The sequence below is a fragment of the Paenibacillus sp. Aloe-11 genome, assembly GCF_000245715.1.
Taxonomy (GTDB): Bacteria; Bacillota; Bacilli; order Paenibacillales; family Paenibacillaceae; genus Paenibacillus; species Paenibacillus kribbensis.
The window spans coordinates 164899-183371 of sequence record NZ_JH601066.1 but is presented as its reverse complement, the minus strand read 5'-3'; the positions used below and the strand labels follow the sequence as shown (position 1 = coordinate 183371).

At 48.5% G+C, this 18473-nt stretch carries 17 protein-coding genes; 16 read left to right on the top strand and 1 reads right to left on the bottom strand.

Going from position 1 to position 18473, the window contains the following annotated elements; translation table 11 throughout:
• Positions 1-60 precede the first annotated feature (60 nt).
• Positions 61-1167 (top strand): slipin family protein, encoded by a 1107-nt coding sequence (locus tag WG8_RS20985; RefSeq protein ID WP_007432260.1) that lies wholly within the window; start codon positions 61-63, stop codon positions 1165-1167.
• A gap of 102 nt (positions 1168-1269) precedes the next feature.
• On the opposite strand, the gene WG8_RS20980 is transcribed toward WG8_RS20985, so the two are convergent.
• Positions 1270-1683: a chemotaxis protein CheW gene (locus WG8_RS20980; RefSeq protein ID WP_007432259.1), complete on the bottom strand. Its 414-nt coding sequence runs from the start codon at positions 1681-1683 to the stop codon at positions 1270-1272.
• A 220-nt stretch (positions 1684-1903) separates the two neighbouring features.
• Between WG8_RS20980 and WG8_RS20975 the strand changes: the two genes are divergently transcribed.
• From WG8_RS20975 to WG8_RS26060, 15 genes are all read left to right on the top strand, one after another.
• Positions 1904-2839: a sugar-binding transcriptional regulator gene (locus tag WG8_RS20975; RefSeq protein ID WP_007432258.1), complete on the top strand. Its 936-nt coding sequence runs from the start codon at positions 1904-1906 to the stop codon at positions 2837-2839.
• A gap of 207 nt (positions 2840-3046) precedes the next feature.
• Positions 3047-3709, top strand: coding sequence for a deoxyribose-phosphate aldolase (deoC, locus tag WG8_RS20970; RefSeq protein WP_007432257.1), 663 nt, complete (start codon positions 3047-3049; stop codon positions 3707-3709).
• Between the two features lie 31 nt (positions 3710-3740).
• A complete protein-coding gene (locus tag WG8_RS20965) occupies positions 3741-4136 on the top strand; it encodes a cytidine deaminase (RefSeq protein ID WP_007432256.1) in 396 nt (131 codons plus the stop codon).
• Between the two features lie 77 nt (positions 4137-4213).
• Complete coding sequence (locus tag WG8_RS20960) at positions 4214-5392, top strand: NupC/NupG family nucleoside CNT transporter (protein WP_007432255.1); 1179 nt, start codon at positions 4214-4216, stop codon at positions 5390-5392.
• Positions 5393-5421: 29 nt separating this feature from the next.
• A complete protein-coding gene (gene deoB, locus WG8_RS20955; RefSeq protein WP_007432254.1) occupies positions 5422-6606 on the top strand; it encodes a phosphopentomutase in 1185 nt (394 codons plus the stop codon).
• 56 nt (positions 6607-6662) lie between these two features.
• Positions 6663-7370: a purine-nucleoside phosphorylase gene (gene deoD, locus WG8_RS20950; RefSeq protein WP_007432253.1), complete on the top strand. Its 708-nt coding sequence runs from the start codon at positions 6663-6665 to the stop codon at positions 7368-7370.
• Between the two features lie 31 nt (positions 7371-7401).
• Positions 7402-8703: a pyrimidine-nucleoside phosphorylase gene (locus WG8_RS20945; RefSeq protein ID WP_007432252.1), complete on the top strand. Its 1302-nt coding sequence runs from the start codon at positions 7402-7404 to the stop codon at positions 8701-8703.
• A gap of 204 nt (positions 8704-8907) precedes the next feature.
• A complete protein-coding gene (locus tag WG8_RS20940) occupies positions 8908-9480 on the top strand; it encodes a TetR/AcrR family transcriptional regulator (protein WP_007432251.1) in 573 nt (190 codons plus the stop codon).
• A gap of 56 nt (positions 9481-9536) precedes the next feature.
• The gene (locus WG8_RS20935) at positions 9537-10724 is read left to right on the top strand and encodes an MFS transporter (RefSeq protein ID WP_007432250.1); all 1188 of its coding nucleotides are present in this window, start codon (positions 9537-9539) and stop codon (positions 10722-10724) included.
• A gap of 127 nt (positions 10725-10851) precedes the next feature.
• Positions 10852-11211: a hypothetical protein gene (locus tag WG8_RS20930; RefSeq protein WP_007432249.1), complete on the top strand. Its 360-nt coding sequence runs from the start codon at positions 10852-10854 to the stop codon at positions 11209-11211.
• 121 nt (positions 11212-11332) lie between these two features.
• A complete protein-coding gene (locus tag WG8_RS20925) occupies positions 11333-12016 on the top strand; it encodes a hypothetical protein (RefSeq protein ID WP_007432248.1) in 684 nt (227 codons plus the stop codon).
• Positions 12017-12390: 374 nt separating this feature from the next.
• Positions 12391-13452 carry a sulfate ABC transporter substrate-binding protein gene (locus WG8_RS20920; protein WP_007432247.1) on the top strand — a complete coding sequence of 354 codons (1062 nt, stop codon included), beginning with the start codon at positions 12391-12393 and terminating at the stop codon, positions 13450-13452.
• Positions 13453-13532: 80 nt separating this feature from the next.
• Entirely contained in the window at positions 13533-14366 is an 834-nt protein-coding gene (gene cysT / locus WG8_RS20915; RefSeq protein ID WP_007432246.1) for a sulfate ABC transporter permease subunit CysT, read from the top strand.
• A 99-nt stretch (positions 14367-14465) separates the two neighbouring features.
• A complete protein-coding gene (gene cysW, locus WG8_RS20910) occupies positions 14466-15341 on the top strand; it encodes a sulfate ABC transporter permease subunit CysW (RefSeq protein ID WP_007432245.1) in 876 nt (291 codons plus the stop codon).
• Between the two features lie 568 nt (positions 15342-15909).
• The coding region (locus WG8_RS26060) for a non-ribosomal peptide synthetase (protein WP_007432244.1) at positions 15910-18473 on the top strand (2564 nt) is incomplete at its 3' end.

Here is an 18473-nt window from a genome sequence, read left to right as displayed (position 1 = left end):
GCCATACGTAGAAAAAACACTCTTTTAAGTTGAGGATTTTAAATACTAGGAGTGATACTGATGTTTAAGAAAGTAACGATTAAATCCGATGAACGCGGACTGTTGTTCAAAAAGGGGAGCTACCACAAGCTGCTGCTGCCAGGGACTCACTTGTTGAAGACATTTCAGCAGGAAACGGTTGAAATTTTGAATGTAGGTGAACCGTTTTTTGTACCAGACTATGATATTCGCCTCTTCTTGACCGACCCCTTATTGCTGGAGCAATTGGATGTTGTGGAGGTTGAGGACCACGAATATGTGCTGCACTACGAGGATAATAAGTTTGTGGAGCTGCTGACGGCAGGAAAATATGCGTTTTGGAACGTGCTCAAGGAGCATCGCTTTGTTCGTGCAGATACCCGGCAGCCTGCGATTGATAAGGCATTGGGGCAAGCCTTTTTGTCCAAGACACCAGGCTTCTGGAAGGCGCTTCAGGTAGCCAGCTATGAACTGGGATTCCTGTATTATGATAACGTGTTGCAAGGGGAACTGAAGCCAGGCAAGTATTATTTCTGGATGTCTACGGTGAACACAGAGATCAAAACGATCGATATGCGACAGCAGCAGATGGATTTGATGGGACAGGAAATCATGACAGAGGATAAAATCACGCTGCGCCTCAACTTCGTCTGCCAGTATCGTATTATCGACCCGCTGCGGGCGTTGGAGTTTCGGGCATTCGAGGAGCAAATGTATATTATGCTCCAACTGTTGCTGCGTGAATACGTTGGCACCATGAAGCTGGATGATTTGCTGAAAATGAAGCAGGAAATTGCGCAATATGTCTTGACTCGTCTGAATGAGCAGAGCGGCGAGTATGGAGTGACTTTTATGTCGGCTGGGGTGAAGGATATTATTTTGCCGGGGGATATCAAGGATATTTTGAATACGGTGCTGCTGGCCGAGAAGAAGGCGCAAGCCAACCTCATCACACGCCGCGAAGAGACGGCATCCACTCGTAGTCTGCTCAATACGGCCAAGCTGATGGACGAAAATGCTACTCTCTATCGTCTCAAAGAGCTGGAGTTTCTGGAAAAAATCTGCGAGAAGATCGGCACCATTTCGCTGACTGGCGGAAATACGTTGCTGGAGCAGCTGAATACGCTGGTTCATATGAAAGAAGGATAAGAACTCCAACAAAAGAACTTCAATAATCGAAAATACTCCCGAACGATGAGTGCAAGCTGGCTCAAGACTCGGGAGTATTTGGCATGCAAGCTTTAAAGCTTTTTAGCTTGTTTTGGTGGAAGCGAGAAAAGCGTCCATATCCAGCACCGGAATGAGGGCACCATGATGCTCCAGCACGGCAGGAAACAGCTCGCGTTGCCACTCTTCTTCATTGCTTTGTAGCTGACTGTCCTCGGCAGAAGCCGTATCCTCCACCTGATCGACGACTAGAGCAATCTTCGCTCGGCTCAGCAAAATCATTTTGTCCTCAGAGGACTCGGTTGAAGCGGGAAGCAATAGTTTTTTTCGTAAATTAAGAATCGTAAATACGTTGTCACGGATGGTGACCATCCCTTCATGCCATGCCTCGGAAAAGGGAAGTGGTGTCCCTTTCTTGGCAATCATGACTTCTTCCACTTCCAGAAAGTTTAAAGCGAATTTTTTGTCCGCCAGACTGCACACAATAAACTCAGACATAGCCATTCTCCTTACATATTCAAATAAGTCCACTACAGGTTGTTGTGAAGTGACGGTACAACCGGTTAGCTATTGCGTTTTGACACATGGAACTATAAAGTTGAGGATGCGGTGAAACTGTTTCAGTTAATTACAGAATATCACAAACTAGCAGTTAAATCTTCCAAAAGAGTAACTTAGGTGATGGCACTACATTTTAAGATAAGCGGGTGGAGGTAGAATGGATCATGAAAAGCAGCGATTAAGTATCGAGGCAGCCAGATTATACTATCTGAACGACTATAGCCAGCAGGATATCGCGGTCAGACTCGGGGTTTCGCGTCCTACGGTATCGCGGCTGCTGCAGGCTGCCAAGGAGCAGGGATACGTGCGGATCAGTATTGTTGATCCCATGGAGGATATGGATGCGCTTGGAGAACAGGTCAAAAAGAAATACGGACTGGATACCGTGCTGGTTTGCTACTCGCCAGTAAATGAATATCAGGAGATCAAGAAGCATATTAGCAAAAAGGCAGCCGATTATTTGCATGAAACGGTGCAAGATGCGGATATTATTGGGGTGACGTGGGGAACGACAATGCATGCAGTGGCACTCCATCTCCAGCAAAAGCAGGTTAAGGGAGTTGAGGTGGTTCAGCTCAAAGGAGGCGTGAGCCATTCGCATGTCAACACCTATGCCGTGGAGACGGTAAATTTGTTCGCGGAAGCCTTTCACACGATTGCACGGTATTTGCCGCTTCCTGTGATTTTTGATAGTCAGGCCGTTAAGAAAATGGTTGAGCAGGATCGGCACATCCAGCGGATCATTGAACTTGGCAAGCAGGCGAACATTGCCGTGTTTACGGTGGGAACGGTCAAGGAGGATGCGCTGCTGTTCAGACTGGGATATTTTAATCAAGAGGAGCAGAAGCTGCTGCAAAAAATCGGCAAGGGCGATATTTGCTCGCGCTTTTTTGACGATGAGGGCAATATATGCAGTGACGAAATCAATAGCCGTACCGTTGGCATTGATCTGCCAGATTTGCGCAAGAAGGAGAAGGCTATTCTCGTAGCAGGTGGACAGCGCAAAGTGGAGGCTATCCGGGCATCATTGCGCGGCAAGTACGCGAATATTCTGGTGACGGATCAGTTTACGGCACAAGCACTTTTACAGTAAACATTTGTCTTCATTTCGGGTAAACATCCGGTTTTGGCGTGCGTCTACAGGGTAATGTGAACTGTAGGTGACTGTCTCATGAGTAGGTTTGAACAAAATTTCAAAATGTATTTTACATATGTTCAAAGCCGTGCTATGATGATCCCATCACCAGAAATAAAGGACATTTGTCTTCACACTATTTATCAAATGAAGGAGCTTTTAGATATGAACATTGCAGCATTAATCGACCATACATTGTTGCGTGCAGATGCGACGAAGGATGAAATTACGAAATTGACCGCTGAGGCGAAGAAATACCAGTTTGCTTCCGTATGTGTGAATCCGGCGTGGGTAGCATATGCAGCAGAACAGCTCGCAGGCACGGGCGTAGCCACCTGCACGGTTATCGGTTTCCCGCTGGGAGCGAACACGTCGGCAACGAAAGCATTTGAAACGAAGGATGCTATTGCTAACGGTGCGACTGAGGTGGATATGGTTATTAACATTGGCGCCTTGAAGGCACGTGATCTACAGCTCGTTGAGCAGGATATTCGTGCGGTCGTGGAAGCTGCAGCCGGTACACTGGTAAAGGTGATTATTGAAACCAGTCTGCTGACTGACGAAGAGAAGGTGCTGGCATGTGAGCTGTCCGTGAAAGCGGGAGCGAATTTTGTGAAAACCTCGACTGGTTTCTCTACTGGCGGGGCGACTGTGGAAGACGTGGCTTTGATGCGTAAAACGGTAGGACCTGAAATTGGGGTTAAAGCTTCTGGCGGCGTACGCAGTCTGGAAGACGTGCAAAAGTTGGTAGAAGCAGGCGCAAGTCGGATCGGTGCAAGTTCCGGTGTAAAAATCATCGAGGGCGAGCAGTCTACATCTTCCTACTAAGTTCATTTTAAAGTCATGGAGGGATTCGCGGATGAAGGATCAATTGATTCAGGAAGCGCTTGAGGCGCGCAAACAGGCATATATTCCGTATTCCAATTTTCAGGTCGGTGCTGCGGTTCTTGGTAGCGACGGCACGATTTACAGTGGATGTAATGTGGAAAATGCCTCCTACGGCTTATGCAATTGTGCAGAACGGACGGCGATTTTCAAAATGGTATCCGAAGGCTGCCGTAAAATTGATGCGATTGCGGTTGTAGCAGACACAGAAGGGCCTGTATCTCCATGCGGTGCCTGTCGTCAGGTCATTTCCGAATTTGCCCATTCAGATACCAAAATATATCTGACTAACCTTCATGGCAACACGGAAGAGTGGACGATGGAAAAACTATTGCCGGGTGCTTTTCGTCCCGCGGATTTGGGGAAATAAAAAAAGAATGCCTCTTGCGGGGGCGCGTTCTTTTTATAGATGATGTAAGCGCTTAATGTAATAAGGGGGATAATAAAATGAAATATATCATCGCTTTAGTGGGGCTGCTTGTTGTATTTGGACTGACTTACATTGCCAGCAGCGATAAGCGCAAAATCAGGTATCGTCCGCTGGTGGTTATGGTTGTAGTGCAGGCGGCGCTTGCTTTTATATTGCTAAACACAGATATTGGCGAACTTTTGGTCACGGGGTTTGCCGAAGCGTTCGGCAGCCTGCTGAAATATGCGGGTGAAGGGATCAGTTTTGTGTTTGGCGGGATTGCAAATGAGGGGGCGGCACCTTTCTTTATCAATGTATTGCTGCCGATCGTGTTCATTTCCGCGCTGATCGGGATTCTGCAATATATTAAAGTCCTGCCGTTCATTATCAAATATATCGGCATTATCTTGAGCAAAGTAAACGGAATGGGTAAACTGGAATCCTACAACGCTGTAGCTTCAGCTATTTTGGGTCAATCCGAGGTGTTTATTTCCGTTAAGAAGCAAATTGGCCTTCTGCCAAAACATCGGCTATATACGTTGTGCGCATCTGCGATGTCCACCGTATCCATGTCGATCGTGGGGGCTTACATGCAAATGCTGAACCCAAAATATGTCGTTACCGCATTGGTGCTGAACCTGTTCGGCGGCTTTATTATCGCTTCCATTATTAATCCGTACAAGATTGAAAAGGAAGACGATTTGCTGGAGGTTCAAGAGGAAGAAAAGCAGTCCTTTTTCGAAATGCTCGGCGAGTACATTATGGACGGCTTCAAAGTCGCCATAACTGTAGCAGCGATGCTGATTGGATTTGTGGCGCTGATTGCCATGGTTAATGGCATTTTCACCTGGGTGTTTGGAATCAGCTTTCAGGCGCTGCTTGGTTATGTGTTTGCACCGTTCGCTTTTGTCATGGGGATTCCATGGAACGAGGCGGTTCAGGCGGGCAGCATTATGGCTACCAAGCTCGTATCCAACGAATTTGTGGCCATGCTGGACCTGACCAAACAAACAGGCTTGTCTGAGCGCACGATCGGGATCGTATCGGTATTCCTCGTATCCTTTGCCAACTTCTCATCCATCGGTATCATTTCCGGGGCGGTGAAGGGTCTGCATGAAAAGCAGGGAAATGTGGTGGCCCGCTTTGGTCTGAAGCTGTTGTACGGGGCGACGCTGGTTAGCGTGCTGTCGGCAACGATTGCAGGGTTGTTTTTGTAAAAAAAACAGCGAGTCAGGAAAGGATTTTTATGATGTCTAAATTTAAACGCATTCACTTGATCGTGCTGGACTCGGTCGGCATCGGCGAAGCGCCGGATGCTGCCCAGTTTGATGATTACGATGTAGATACACTCGGGCATATTGCCCGCGAGCGCGGCGGTCTGAACATGCCGAATATGGGTAAGCTGGGTCTGTCCAACATTCGTCCCATCGAAGGGATACCGGCGGCCGAAAAGCCGCTCGCGTACTACACTAAAATGCAGGAAGCGTCCAATGGCAAGGATACGATGACCGGACACTGGGAGATTATGGGTTTGAATATTGCGGTTCCGTTCCGCGTATTCCCAGACGGGTTCCCGGATGAGCTGATTCAGCGCATTGAGGAGCATACAGGCCGCAAAGTCATTGGCAACAAGCCTGCCAGCGGAACAGAAATCATTGATGAACTGGGCGAAGAACATGTGAAGACAGGAGCGCTCATCATCTATACCTCGGCGGATTCGGTGCTGCAAATTGCGGCGCATGAGGAAGTTGTACCTTTGAAGGAGCTTTACGAGATTTGTGAGTTCTGTCGCAAAATCACGCTGGAAGATCCGTACATGCTGGGCCGCATTATTGCACGTCCGTTCATAGGCGAGCCGGGGAACTTCTCCCGCACCTCCAATCGTCATGATTATGCGCTCAAGCCGTTTGGCCGCACCACGATGAATGAGCTGAAGGATGCAGGTCTGGATGTGATCGCTTTGGGTAAAATCTCCGACATTTATGACGGCGAAGGTGTGACGAAGGCGGTACGTACCAAATCCAATATGGACGGTATGGATAAGCTGGTCACGACGCTGGATGAGGAATTTATCGGATTGAGCTTCCTAAATTTGGTAGACTTTGATGCGGTATACGGTCACCGCCGCAATCCGCAGGGATATGGTCAAGCCCTGGACGATTACGATGCCCGTCTGCCAGAGGTATTCGCCAAACTGACGGATGACGATCTGCTGATCATCACCGCGGACCATGGGAATGACCCAACGTATCGGGGAACAGATCATACCCGTGAATATGTGCCATTGCTGGTGTATTCCCCACGTTTTGCAGCTGGAGGCAAGGAACTGGCGGTCCGCAAAACGTTTGCAGACATTGGAGCGACGGTAGCGGATAACTTTGGTGTAAAACTGCCTGAACATGGAACGAGCTTTTTGGCAGAACTTCAATAACGATATAAGCACGGAAACGATACAAGCATGGACAAATGGGACGGAGGAATGGAAATATGAGTGTACACATTGGAGCCAAGCCAGGAGAGATTGCAGAAACGATTTTGCTGCCAGGAGACCCGCTGCGGGCGAAATTTATCGCTGAAACGTATCTGGAAGACGTGACCTGCTACAACGAGGTGCGCGGGATGCTTGGATTTACGGGAACGTACCAAGGCAAGCGCTTGTCTGTACAAGGAACGGGAATGGGACTGCCGTCCATCAGTATTTATGTCAATGAGCTGATTAGCGAGTACGGTGTAAAAAACCTGTTCCGTGTAGGTACATGCGGCGGGATGAAGGAGCACGTGCATGTTCGTGACGTTATTTTGGCACAGGCATCATGTACGGATTCCGGCATGAACCGTCATATCTTTGGCGGCTACGACTACTCGCCGATTGCCAGCTTCCAGCTTTTAAAAGGCGCTTATGATCGCGGTGTTGCCAAAGGCTTGAACATGCATGTCGGCAACGTATTCAGCTCGGACAGCTTTTACCGTGACGACAAATCAGTGGTGCAAAAGCTGATGGAATACGGCGTGCTGGGCGTGGAGATGGAAACTTCAGCATTATATACGCTGGCAGCCAAATTTGGCGTCAACGCGCTGACGATTCTGACGGTAAGCGATCATTTGCTGACGGGTGAAGAAACGACGGCGGAAGAGCGGCAAACCACCTTTAAAGAAATGATGGAAGTTGCGCTGGATACAGCAGTATCCCTGTAAACGATCAACGCATAGTGAGGAGAAATGACATATGAGAATGGTAGACTTGATCGCAAAAAAACGTGACGGCAAAGAACTGAGTACGGAGGAAATTAATTTTATTATCCAAGGCTACACTCAGGGGGAAATTCCTGACTATCAGGTCAGTGCATTGGCGATGTCTATTTTCTTCCAGGATATGACCGAGCGGGAACGTGCTGATCTGACCATGGCGATGGTTCATTCCGGTGATACGATTGATCTGTCCGCGATTGAAGGAGTAAAGGTCGACAAGCACTCCACTGGCGGTGTGGGCGATACGACAACGCTGGTACTGGCTCCGCTTGTAGCGGCCTTGGACATTCCGGTAGCAAAAATGTCAGGTCGCGGCCTCGGACATACCGGGGGAACGATTGACAAACTGGAGGCGATCGCTGGCTTCCACGTAGAAATCAGCAAGGATGAATTCGTGGAGCTGGTGAATCGCAGCAAAATTGCGGTAGTCGGACAAAGCGGCAACCTGACGCCTGCGGACAAAAAGCTGTATGCCTTGCGTGACGTTACGGCAACGGTCAACTCGATACCGCTGATTGCCAGCTCGATTATGAGTAAAAAAATCGCGGCCGGTTCCGATGCCATCGTACTGGATGTAAAGACAGGCGCAGGTGCGTTCATGAAAACGGTCGATGATGCCAAAGAACTGGCACATGCGATGGTAAGCATCGGCAACAATGTCGGCCGCAAGACGATGGCGGGTATTTCCGATATGAGTCAGCCACTCGGCTTGGCTATCGGCAACTCGCTGGAAGTCAAGGAAGCGATTGATACACTGCGCGGTGAAGGACCTAAAGATCTGGAAGAGCTGTGTTTGGCTTTGGGCAGCCAAATGGTCTTTTTGGCCGGGAAAGCAGATTCTCTCGAAAACGCTAAAGAGAAGCTCAAAGAAGTTATTCGCAACGGTAAAGCACTGGAGAAATTCAAGGAGTTTATTGCCAATCAGGGCGGGGACGCTTCTGTAGTGGATCATCCTGAACGCTTGCCGCAGGCACAGTATCTCATTGAAGTGCCAGCGAAGCAGGACGGTGTGGTGGCCGAGATCGTAGCGGACGAAATCGGTACGGCTGCGATGCTGCTTGGAGCAGGACGTGCGACCAAAGAATCCGAAATTGATCTGGCTGTTGGCCTGATGCTGAACAAAAAGGTCGGCGATGCGGTTCAAAAAGGCGATTCGCTGGTTACCATCCATGCGAACCGTGAAGACGTAGCCCAAGTGCTGGAGAAAATCTACGCGAACATCCGTATTGCGGATCACGCGGAAGCGCCAGTGCTGATCTACGGAACAGTAACAGAATAATTGGTAGGTCGTATTTTATAAAGTGGAATAGATAGATAGTTATGGAGCCGGGGCCCTTAGTTTAGAGGGCTTCCGGCTTTTTTGTTATTCTCGTTCTGAGGCAGCTGAATGGCAGAGTTAAAAATGCTGTTGTCAATTTCTAATGAGTACACTATACTGAATTTATAAACTGACGACCGTTCGTAAGGTTATTGGAGGAGAAATATGACGCTACAGAAAATTAAAACAGCCAGCTTGCAGCAATTTGCGAGAAAGGGATACGATGCCACCTCCCTGCAACTGATTGCCGATGAGGTAGGGATTAAAAAGCAGTCTATTTATGCTCATTTTAAAAGCAAAGACGATTTGTTTTTGGACATATTTGCGGATGCGGTAGATCAGGAGATTTTGGAGCTGGATCGTTATTTTCAAGATCAATCCGAACAGTCACTTGAAGCTGTACTAAGAGGGTTAATTATTGAATTCAAGGAACGCTATGAGAGCGCCATGAATCTGCGTTTGATTTTGTATGTCGGCTTTCTGATACCGTCCAATCTGGAAGCCCAAATTCTGGACATGGTGACACGGTATGTTCAGCACAAGACGAATTTGGTGTATGAGCGGATCGCGGCTGAAACGTCGGTAAAGCTGCGTGTGCCAGCCCGATCTGCCGCGACAGCTTATATGAACTTGATCGAAGGCATGCTGGTAGAGCTTGTGTATAACGTAACCGCCAATTTCGATCCGCGTCTGGAAAGCTCCTGGGATATTTACTGGCATGGGCTGATCCAGAACTGAGTGAATGAAGGCAGGCATAAGAAGACAAACATCATTTTAAATGGAGGAAGACGGTTGTGTCAGGTAAAGAATCCTTTTGGTCCAGAAACTTTGTATTTTTGATGATTTCCAACGCATTATTGTTTATGGCATTCGAAATGCTGATGCCTACGCTGCCATTGTTTGTGGAGAGTCTGGGCGGCAGCCCGGCGCAGATCGGATTGGTGACGGGCGTGTTTATGTGCTCGTCGATTTTGATTCGCCCCTTTTCAGGCAGTCTGATCCAGCTTATGGACAGGAAGTATGTGCTTATTATCGGGGTTGTGATTTGCATGCTGGCCACCGGGAGCTACATGTTTTCCACCAGTTTGGCGCTGCTGCTCGTGTTCCGGCTGGTGCATGGCTTTGGATTCGGTATTGCCAGCACATTATATGCGACCTCAGCATCGGATGAATTGCCTTCTCGGCGTATGGGGGAAGGCATGGGCTATTTTGGCGTAGGGGAGACGGTAGCGATTTCTGTAGGGCCGCTGATTGGCATATGGATGCTGCATGCAGCGGGCTTTAACGGGCTATTTTCCACAGGAGCGGGAATTCTGTTGCTGTCGCTCGTCATGAGCGCATGGGTCCGCCGCCGTTCTGCCAAGACAACGACGGATACTACGAAGGAAAGAACGAATGTTCGCTTTAAGTTATTTGAAAAAAGAGTGTTGCTGCAATCCTGTCTTGCGCTGCTGGTGGGTGTGGTGGCAGGTGGTGTGATGTCCTTCGTCGCCTTATTCGCCAAGGAGCAGGGGTTTACCAATGCAGCCTGGTTTTTCTTCACAGTGGCTATGGCGAGCTTTCTTGTTCGACTGGTGTCCGGTAAAATTTACGACATCAAAGGTCCGGCTTATATCCTGATTCCCACCGGGATTGTACTCATTGTCGCGATCATTATGGTCGCCAAATCGCGTACAGAGCTGCAATTTCTAATCGCTGCCGTACTGTACGGCTTGAGTTTTGGCGCTATATTCCCGGCCTTGCAAGCATGGGCCATCAGTGTAGTAGGAGAACATGAACGGGAGGATGCTGTAGGTTCATTTTACAACTTCTTCGATTTGGGAATTGGGAGCGGATCGCTGGTTCTGGGAGCTGTGGCGGGATTAACTTCTTACAGTACAATGTATTTGTTCTCTACCTTGTTGATTGCGGCCTATCTCATTATTTTTGTGATTTATAGTGTGTTGGATAAGAAGAAGTCTCGTAACACGCTGCACGTATAGGCTGTTTTGGTTATTAGAGAAATATAAGAGTACAGCCGGGTGGATGCTTTTAATCCGGTTTGAAAAATATGGAATCCGAACTCATAATGGATATGAGTTCGGCTTTTTTTGTGAAGGAGGACACGAAATGGTGGAAAAATGGGTTTGGATTGGCGTTGCGGGGGCGATCGTAGGTTATGTCACTTTTGCCAGTTACGGTGCCGGGCATGCCACATCAACGTCGAGTGAGGCGCACCCGGCAGCCCTGCTTAGCGAGCAGAATGGGCAGGGAGATACAGCCAAGCGTATCGTACATGATCAAAGAATGTATTTTGAAGGACAAGGACAAACGAACTTTACATTTGAAGAGGGACGCAAGCTGTACATCAGCATCAAAAATACAGGAAAGCAGCCCGTACAATATAAGCTCAACCGTTCGTATGGATCAGACTTGCAAGGAGCAATTTTGCAAGGAACTGTTAAAACCTTCGCATATATTACACTGTAAACCGCTTCCAGAAAGGGTACGACATGCGGTCATTAGCCTACTATGTTACAATAGAACGGTTGAAGACTTAATGAACAGAATAGGTCAGAGCAGAAAGCAGAAGCAGAAAGGATGACCCGTCGTGCCCAAAAAACATGAATTCGGTAATCAAAAGCTGTCACGTAGGCTGTCGCTCACAGCCATTTTACTTACACTTACATTTGTAGCTCTTGCTGGCTGCGGCCAGGATAAGAGTGCTGAAACCAGCAATACCGGAAGCAGTACAAGCGTGATTGAGAACGGAGCCGATGCGAATCGTAGCGGTTCAGCCCAAAATGACAAAGCAGCCAAAGAGAGCGGTAATGCAGAAAACAACAGCAATGACGCACTAGAGCCTACTCCTTCGGCCCCGGCTGCTTCATCGGATGCATCTTCTTCCCTGACACCCTCCAGTTCATCTCAAAATCCTTTTGAGGTAGCAGGCATTCAAGACCCTAAAGCGTTTTTGAACACGTTTAAAGCGTTACAGAAGGCTGTTGCCGACAATGACAAAGAGAAGGTAGCCAATTATATTTTTTACCCTCTGCGTGTCAATGATAGCGAGAAGTCGCTAACGATTCCGAACAAGAAAGATTTCATTGAAAAGTATGATCAGATTTTTACGGATGCGATTCGTGAAGCGCTGGTGAATCAAAAGACGGATGATTTGTTTGTCAATTACCAAGGAGTTATGGTTGGCTCAGGAGAGCTGTGGTTAAGAAGAGGTATGGAAAATCCGAAGCTTTTTGGAGTATTTTCGATTAATCTTGAAACCGTGGCCAACTAAGCAACACCCCGTATGGTGAAAAATGCCTCTAAGCAGTCGGAAACATTCTGATGTTTCTGACTGTCCCCCCTTTTGAAGCGAGCAAAGCACACATAGCCCATGCAAAAAAAGTTTGACATTGTTTATAAACACTCGTATTATACTTATATAACTCACTAAACGGGTAGGAATTAAAGCATTAAAGTATGATCATCATGATCACGCCATTGTGGCGGAGAACCTCTAGGAACAGCAGGCAGGCACTGTCCACGCGACAGGTTTGACCTATCAGAGCTGCATCAGGGAATTCTCCGCCATTTTTTCTTGATGGGTCTGTAAATAACAGGCGTAAATAAATGTGTTTTCACAAATTATATAGAATTAGGGGTGTCTTGATGAAGAGGAAATGGAAAAGTGGACTTATTCTCGGGCTATCTTTGGTTTTAACGATTATGCTAAGTGCTTGCGGGGCAAGCAAGGGAGGGACCCAGGCGGATGGTAGCTCAGCTGCCGGTTCCAAGGATGTCGAGTTGCTCAACGTTTCTTATGATCCTACCCGTGAGCTGTATGAGGCATATAATAAAGCATTTGCCGCGCATTGGGAGAAGGAGAAGGGGCAGAAGGTGACGATCAAGCAGTCCCATGGCGGTTCTGGCAAGCAAAGTCGTTCTGTGCAGGATGGACTGGATGCGGATGTGGTCACTCTGGCCCTGGGCTATGATATTGATGCGCTACAGGACAAAGGGCTTGTTAAAGAGGGCTGGCAAGATAAATATGAGCATAACAGCTCACCGTACACTTCAACCATTGTGCTGCTGGTGCGCAAGGGGAATCCCAAAGGAATTAAGGACTGGGATGATTTAGTCCGGGGTGATGTGCAGGTTATTACACCGAATCCCAAAACTTCAGGCGGAGCCCGCTGGAATTATCTTGCGGCTTGGGCCTATGCGCTCAAGAAAAACAATAACGATGAAGCCAAAGCCCAACAGTTTGTACAGCAGCTGTATAAGCACGTGCCGGTACTGGATAGCGGAGCGCGTGGGGCGACTACGACCTTTGTGGAGCGTGGAATTGGCGATGTGCTGATTGCTTGGGAAAATGAAGCATTGCTCTCTGTGAAGGAACTGGGTGCGGATAAACTTGATATCGTGTACCCGTCCATCAGTATTCTGGCTGAGCCTCCAGTGGCGATCGTTGATAAGGTCGTGGATAAAAAAGGCACACGCGAGGTGGCGGACGCGTACCTGAAATATTTGTACAGTGAAGAAGGGCAGACCATTGCAGCCGAGAACTATTATCGTCCAACGCTGGATAGCGTAAAGGCGAAATTCAAGGATCAATTTCCGAAGATGGAGCTCGTAACCTTGAAGGATGTATTCGGAACGTGGAAGGAAACGCAGCAGAAGCACTTTAGTGACAAGGGTATTTTTGACCAGATTTATGTACCCGGCAGTTGAGAAATAAGTGGTGTGTAAATTCGGATGGGATGTAATCGCAAACGTAGTGTGAATGGATTTTAGAGAGGGATGGACAGAACATGAGTCAAGTGCAAGCCACCCGAAAACGCGTACTTCCCGGGTTCGGGTTAACAATGGGTTATAGCGTGCTGTACCTCAGTCTGGTGGTGCTGGTGCCTTTATCGGCACTGCTTCTGAACTCAACCGGACTGACGTGGGAAAAGTTTTGGGACGTAGCAACGGATGTGAGGGTGCTGGCTTCCTACAAGGTGAGTTTTCTGTGTGCCGCGGCTGCGGCGCTAATCGACCTGTTTCTCGGTTTGCTGATAGCCTGGGTGCTGGTGCGGTATGAGTTTCCGGGAAAACGTATTTTTGATGCGGTCATTGACCTGCCCTTTGCCTTGCCTACCGCGGTTGCGGGTGTTGCTTTGACTGCTCTATATGCGCAAAATGGCTGGATCGGTTCGCTGTTCGAACCATTGGGCTGGAAGATGGCGTATTCACAGACAGGTATTACGCTTGCGCTGATGTTTATCGGCATTCCGTTCATCGTGCGGACGGTGCAGCCAGTGCTGGAGGAGATGGACAAGGGCGAGGAGGAGGTCGCTGCGACGCTGGGAGCGGGCAGATGGCGTACCTTTCGCAGCGTGATTTTGCCGGAGTTAATTCCGCCGCTGCTGACGGGCTTTGCACTCGCCTTTGCCCGTGGCATTGGTGAGTACGGCTCTGTCGTCTTTATCTCCGGCAATATGCCGATGAAGACCGAGATTGCTCCGCTGCTCATTATGTCCAAGCTGGAGCAAAATGACTATGCAGGAGCTACGGCGGTAGCACTGATGCTGTTGGTGATTTCGTTCGTGCTGTTATTTGTGATTAACAGCATTCAACGTTGGTCACGGCGCCGCGCTTTCTAATCTAATGTGCTTTCTAATCCAATGTAATTGTCCAATGTAAATGTCTAGGTAATGATACAGGGCAGCGGTACAGCCGCATTCTAAGGAGGGGACATTATCATGTCACAAGCGATAACTGGGCAGGAGCTTGCTCATGCACCAGTACCTTCATCCGCACCGCCCCACAGGGTCACAAGCGAGGCACCCTGGGTGAAGTGGACGCTGATTGGGGCTGCTTTTCTGGCTTTGCTATGGGTGCTTGTATTACCGCTGATCGTCGTGCTTACCGAAGCACTCAAGCAGGGCTGGAGTGTATACATCGAAGCGTTGCGGGACCCGGACGCCATGTCCGCGTTGTGGCTAACGCTGCTGGTAGCAGCGATAACGGTACCGCTGAATACGGTATTTGGTGTAGCCGCCGCTTGGCTGATCACGAAGTTCCAATTTCGCGGCAAAGGCTTGCTGGTCACTTTGATTGATTTACCCTTTGCCATCTCTCCTGTCGTCGGCGGACTGATGTATGTATTGGTGTTCGGCGCACAGGGCTGGCTTGGGCCGTGGCTGGATGAGCATGATATCAAAATAATATTTGCCTTGCCGGGCATTATTTTGGCGACGCTGTTCATCACCTTTCCTTTTGTGGCGCGAGAACTCATTCCAATGATGGAGGATCAGGGACAGCAGGAAGAAGAAGCCGCTGTCATGCTGGGCGCGCGTGGCTGGCGCATTTTTTGGAAGGTGACGCTGCCGAATATCAAATGGGGTCTGCTGTATGGCATTATTTTATGTAATGCGAGAGCCATGGGGGAGTTCGGTGCGGTGTCCGTCGTCTCTGGGCATATCCGGGGAGAGACGAACACACTGCCGCTGCATGTGGAAATTTTATATAACGAATATCAGTTCTCGGCATCCTTTGCAGTGGCTTCGCTGCTGCTGCTGCTGGCTCTCGCTACCTTGGTGCTTAAAAGCTGGTTTGGGCGCAAGCGGGTTCATTGATAGGCATGATAGTCATAATGAAAAGTAATTGAAAACCACAAGTTATCAGGCAGCTTTAACAATAACTGGGTCTTTTTACCCAGGAAATAGGTCTTTCTTCCAAGCTGGTTATCCTTAACGGATAAATCAGTCAGAAGAGAGGCCTATTTTTATTATCCACTATTACCTTCTAAATATGGATGTTTAAATTTAATTATATCGTATAAATAAATTAATTAAAAAAACTATAATGTTTATAAAAAATTTGAGATTAGATGTAAAATTATAGGGGTTTTTGCCGATATAAAGGTATTAAGGAGGTAAATTTTAGTTTCGTTGCAAAATTAACAGATTTGTGAGTTTGATATAATCCCAATAATTGTAATAATTTACTCGTTCTATTTAAGTCACTAAGACGGAGTAAGTACAAAAAAAGTAGAAATTTGGTGAGGCTTACCTGCAAGAAAAGCTGGGACGTGAAGCTATGTCTAAGCTGCATATCTTCGAATTTATTTCGTTATTGCGTAGATTCGATTGCATAAATGAGCATTTTGCTAAAATTCTGAAATGAAAAAATGGGAGGACAAAAATGAGCACAATGGTGGTTTATCCCCTCACTCAAGCCCAAAAAAGGATTTGGTATACTGAGCAGTTTTTTCCGGACACAGGCATTTCAAATTTAGGAGGCTTCACGAAACTCCGTTCTGATAAAGCAATAGACCCTGTTCTGCTTATCGAGGCTTTTCGCCTGGTTGTCCAAAACAACGAAACGCTGCGGCTCCGGTTCACGATGAATAACGACGAACCTGTCCAGTACGTGGCAGACTCTGTTCTTGATGAAATCGAGTGGATTGATGCCAGCGGAGACGGAGAAAGTGATAGGCTGCGTGACTGGGCAGAAGCGGAGATGCGCAAGCCGATGCCTTTATACGATAGTGAACTGATCAAATTCACAGTATTCAAAATCAACGAAACGGAGAACTGGTTTTTTGTAAAAGTCCACCATATTATCAGTGACGGTATTTCACTTGTGATGCTGGGCAACCAAATTGCCAACGCCTGTGCAAAGCTGGCGAAAGGAGAAGAAGTCCTGTCTGCCGTTCAGCCTTCCTATATCGAATACATCAGCAGTGAGCAGGATTATTTTCAATCGGGACGGTTTCAAAAAGACAAAGTGTACTGGGAGCAAAAGTTTGCAGAACTCCCTGAGCCCGCTCCATTGAAGAATGTCCGTGCTTCAAGGGCGGGCATTGCGGCGTTGCGGCTATCCAGAGATCTTCCGCCTGAGCTGCACGAACAAATTCGTCGTTTCTGCGTCGAAACCGGGGTTAGCATCCTGGCTTTATTCCTGTCAGTGCTTCACATTTACATGTACCGGGTGACAGGAAAGACAGATCAGGTGTTGGGCACATTTATGGGGAACCGTACTCAACCGAGAGAAAAGCAGATGATGGGTATGTTCGTATCAACGATCCCGATGCGGTGCTACATTGACGAAGCTTTGGATTTTATGACTTTTGCGCGTCAGCAGATGAAAGAACAGCTTGCCGTGATCCGGCATCAGAAGTATCCGTACAATTTACTCGTCAGTGACCTGCGGGCCCAACACGGTTCAGCGGACCCTCTGTTCAGCGTCTCGCTGGAATATCAGGTTATGCAATGGCAGCAATTGGAGAACCTGTCTGTTTTTACGGAACCGATATTTAACGGAAGTGAAGTCAATGATATCTCCCTTCACGTCAAAGAACGCTGGGATACCGGAAGTCTTGCGCTCGATCTGGATTATCGCTGCGATTTATTCACTGAAGCGGAAATCGGGGATATCTATGAGCGGCTTGTCACTTTACTTTGGGACGCTACTTCTTCACCGAATAAAATCATTACCGAATTGGCATGGCTGCCAGAGGAGCACCAGCAAAGGATGAACGATTTGTGCAATGCCGGAGGCATTGTTTATGATCGCGGGCAAACGCTGCACGGCTTGTTTGAGCGCAGGGCTGAGACAGACCCCGACCGGCAAGCTGTCGTGTACGAAGGGCGGTCGTTGACATATAAGGAATTGAACAGGCAAGCGAACGGGCTAGGGCATCTGTTGAGCGCCAAACGAGTAGCCCCGGACACGCCAGTCGTCCTGCTGATGGAGCGCTCGGAGCGTTTCATTGTGGCCATTCTCGGCGTGCTAAAGGCGGGATGTGCCTACGTTCCGGTCGATCCCGACCTTCCAGAGGAAAGGATTCGCTATATCGTCGAAGACTCGGGTGCGGCGTTTATCATCACCGACCAGCCTTTAAACGACCGATATGGTTTGCAATCGGAGCGGATTATAGAGTTCAAGGCTGCGGTATCTGGAGCGGAGAATGCGGAGAATCCGGTCACTGACGTTACCGCCCGGGATTTGGCTTATATCATCTATACTTCCGGTACAACCGGCAGGCCAAAAGGCGTCATGATCGAACATCGTCAGGTCCATCATCTGATCGAAGGACTACATGAGCGTGTCTACAAGGCTTACGGTGGAGGATTGAATATAGCGTTGCTGGCACCGTTTCATTTCGACGCGTCGGTTCAGCAAGTATTTGCTTCGCTGCTGCTCGGGCATACGCTGTTTATCGTTCCCCGCTCGTATGCTTCAAGTGGCAAGACGCTGATGGACTACTATAAGAAACAACGTATTGAAATCACCGACGGTACGCCAGCGCATGTGCAAATTATGGCCGGAGCCGGGGAGCTGAAGGACGTCCCGATTAGACATCTGCTGATTGGCGGCGAAGCGCTGCCGTATGATGGGGTGAAAAAGCTGCTAGATAAGTTCGCGGCGGCTGGAGTCTACCCGAAGATCACGAATGTATACGGCCCAACGGAATGCTGTGTCGATGCCGCCTCTTTCGATTATCTGCGCGAAACGAAGGAAGCCGCTGGCGCTTATGTGCCGATCGGCAAACCACTCGGCAGCAACCGATTGTACATCATGGATCAGTTCGGACAGATACTGCCCGAAGGTGTAGAGGGGGAATTGTGCATCGCTGGTGACGGCGTGGGACGCGGGTATCTGAACCTGCCGGAGCTGACTGCGCAAAAATTTGTCCCTGACCCGTTCGTGCCGAACGAAATGATGTATAGAACTGGCGATCTGGCGCGCTGGCTGCCCGACGG

Bases quoted from the DNA above. Each gene is read 5' to 3' on its own strand.
- WG8_RS20985 (WP_007432260.1), top strand. From the start codon at position 61: ATGTTTAAGAAAGTAACGATTAAATCCGATGAACGCGGACTGTTGTTC.
- WG8_RS20980 (WP_007432259.1), bottom strand. From the start codon at position 1,683: ATGTCTGAGTTTATTGTGTGCAGTCTGGCGGACAAAAAATTCGCTTTA.
- WG8_RS20975 (WP_007432258.1), top strand. From the start codon at position 1,904: ATGGATCATGAAAAGCAGCGATTAAGTATCGAGGCAGCCAGATTATAC.
- deoC (WP_007432257.1), top strand. From the start codon at position 3,047: ATGAACATTGCAGCATTAATCGACCATACATTGTTGCGTGCAGATGCG.
- WG8_RS20965 (WP_007432256.1), top strand. From the start codon at position 3,741: ATGAAGGATCAATTGATTCAGGAAGCGCTTGAGGCGCGCAAACAGGCA.
- WG8_RS20960 (WP_007432255.1), top strand. From the start codon at position 4,214: ATGAAATATATCATCGCTTTAGTGGGGCTGCTTGTTGTATTTGGACTG.
- deoB (WP_007432254.1), top strand. From the start codon at position 5,422: ATGATGTCTAAATTTAAACGCATTCACTTGATCGTGCTGGACTCGGTC.
- deoD (WP_007432253.1), top strand. From the start codon at position 6,663: ATGAGTGTACACATTGGAGCCAAGCCAGGAGAGATTGCAGAAACGATT.
- WG8_RS20945 (WP_007432252.1), top strand. From the start codon at position 7,402: ATGAGAATGGTAGACTTGATCGCAAAAAAACGTGACGGCAAAGAACTG.
- WG8_RS20940 (WP_007432251.1), top strand. From the start codon at position 8,908: ATGACGCTACAGAAAATTAAAACAGCCAGCTTGCAGCAATTTGCGAGA.
- WG8_RS20930 (WP_007432249.1), top strand. From the start codon at position 10,852: ATGGTGGAAAAATGGGTTTGGATTGGCGTTGCGGGGGCGATCGTAGGT.
- WG8_RS20920 (WP_007432247.1), top strand. From the start codon at position 12,391: ATGAAGAGGAAATGGAAAAGTGGACTTATTCTCGGGCTATCTTTGGTT.
- cysT (WP_007432246.1), top strand. From the start codon at position 13,533: ATGAGTCAAGTGCAAGCCACCCGAAAACGCGTACTTCCCGGGTTCGGG.
- cysW (WP_007432245.1), top strand. From the start codon at position 14,466: ATGTCACAAGCGATAACTGGGCAGGAGCTTGCTCATGCACCAGTACCT.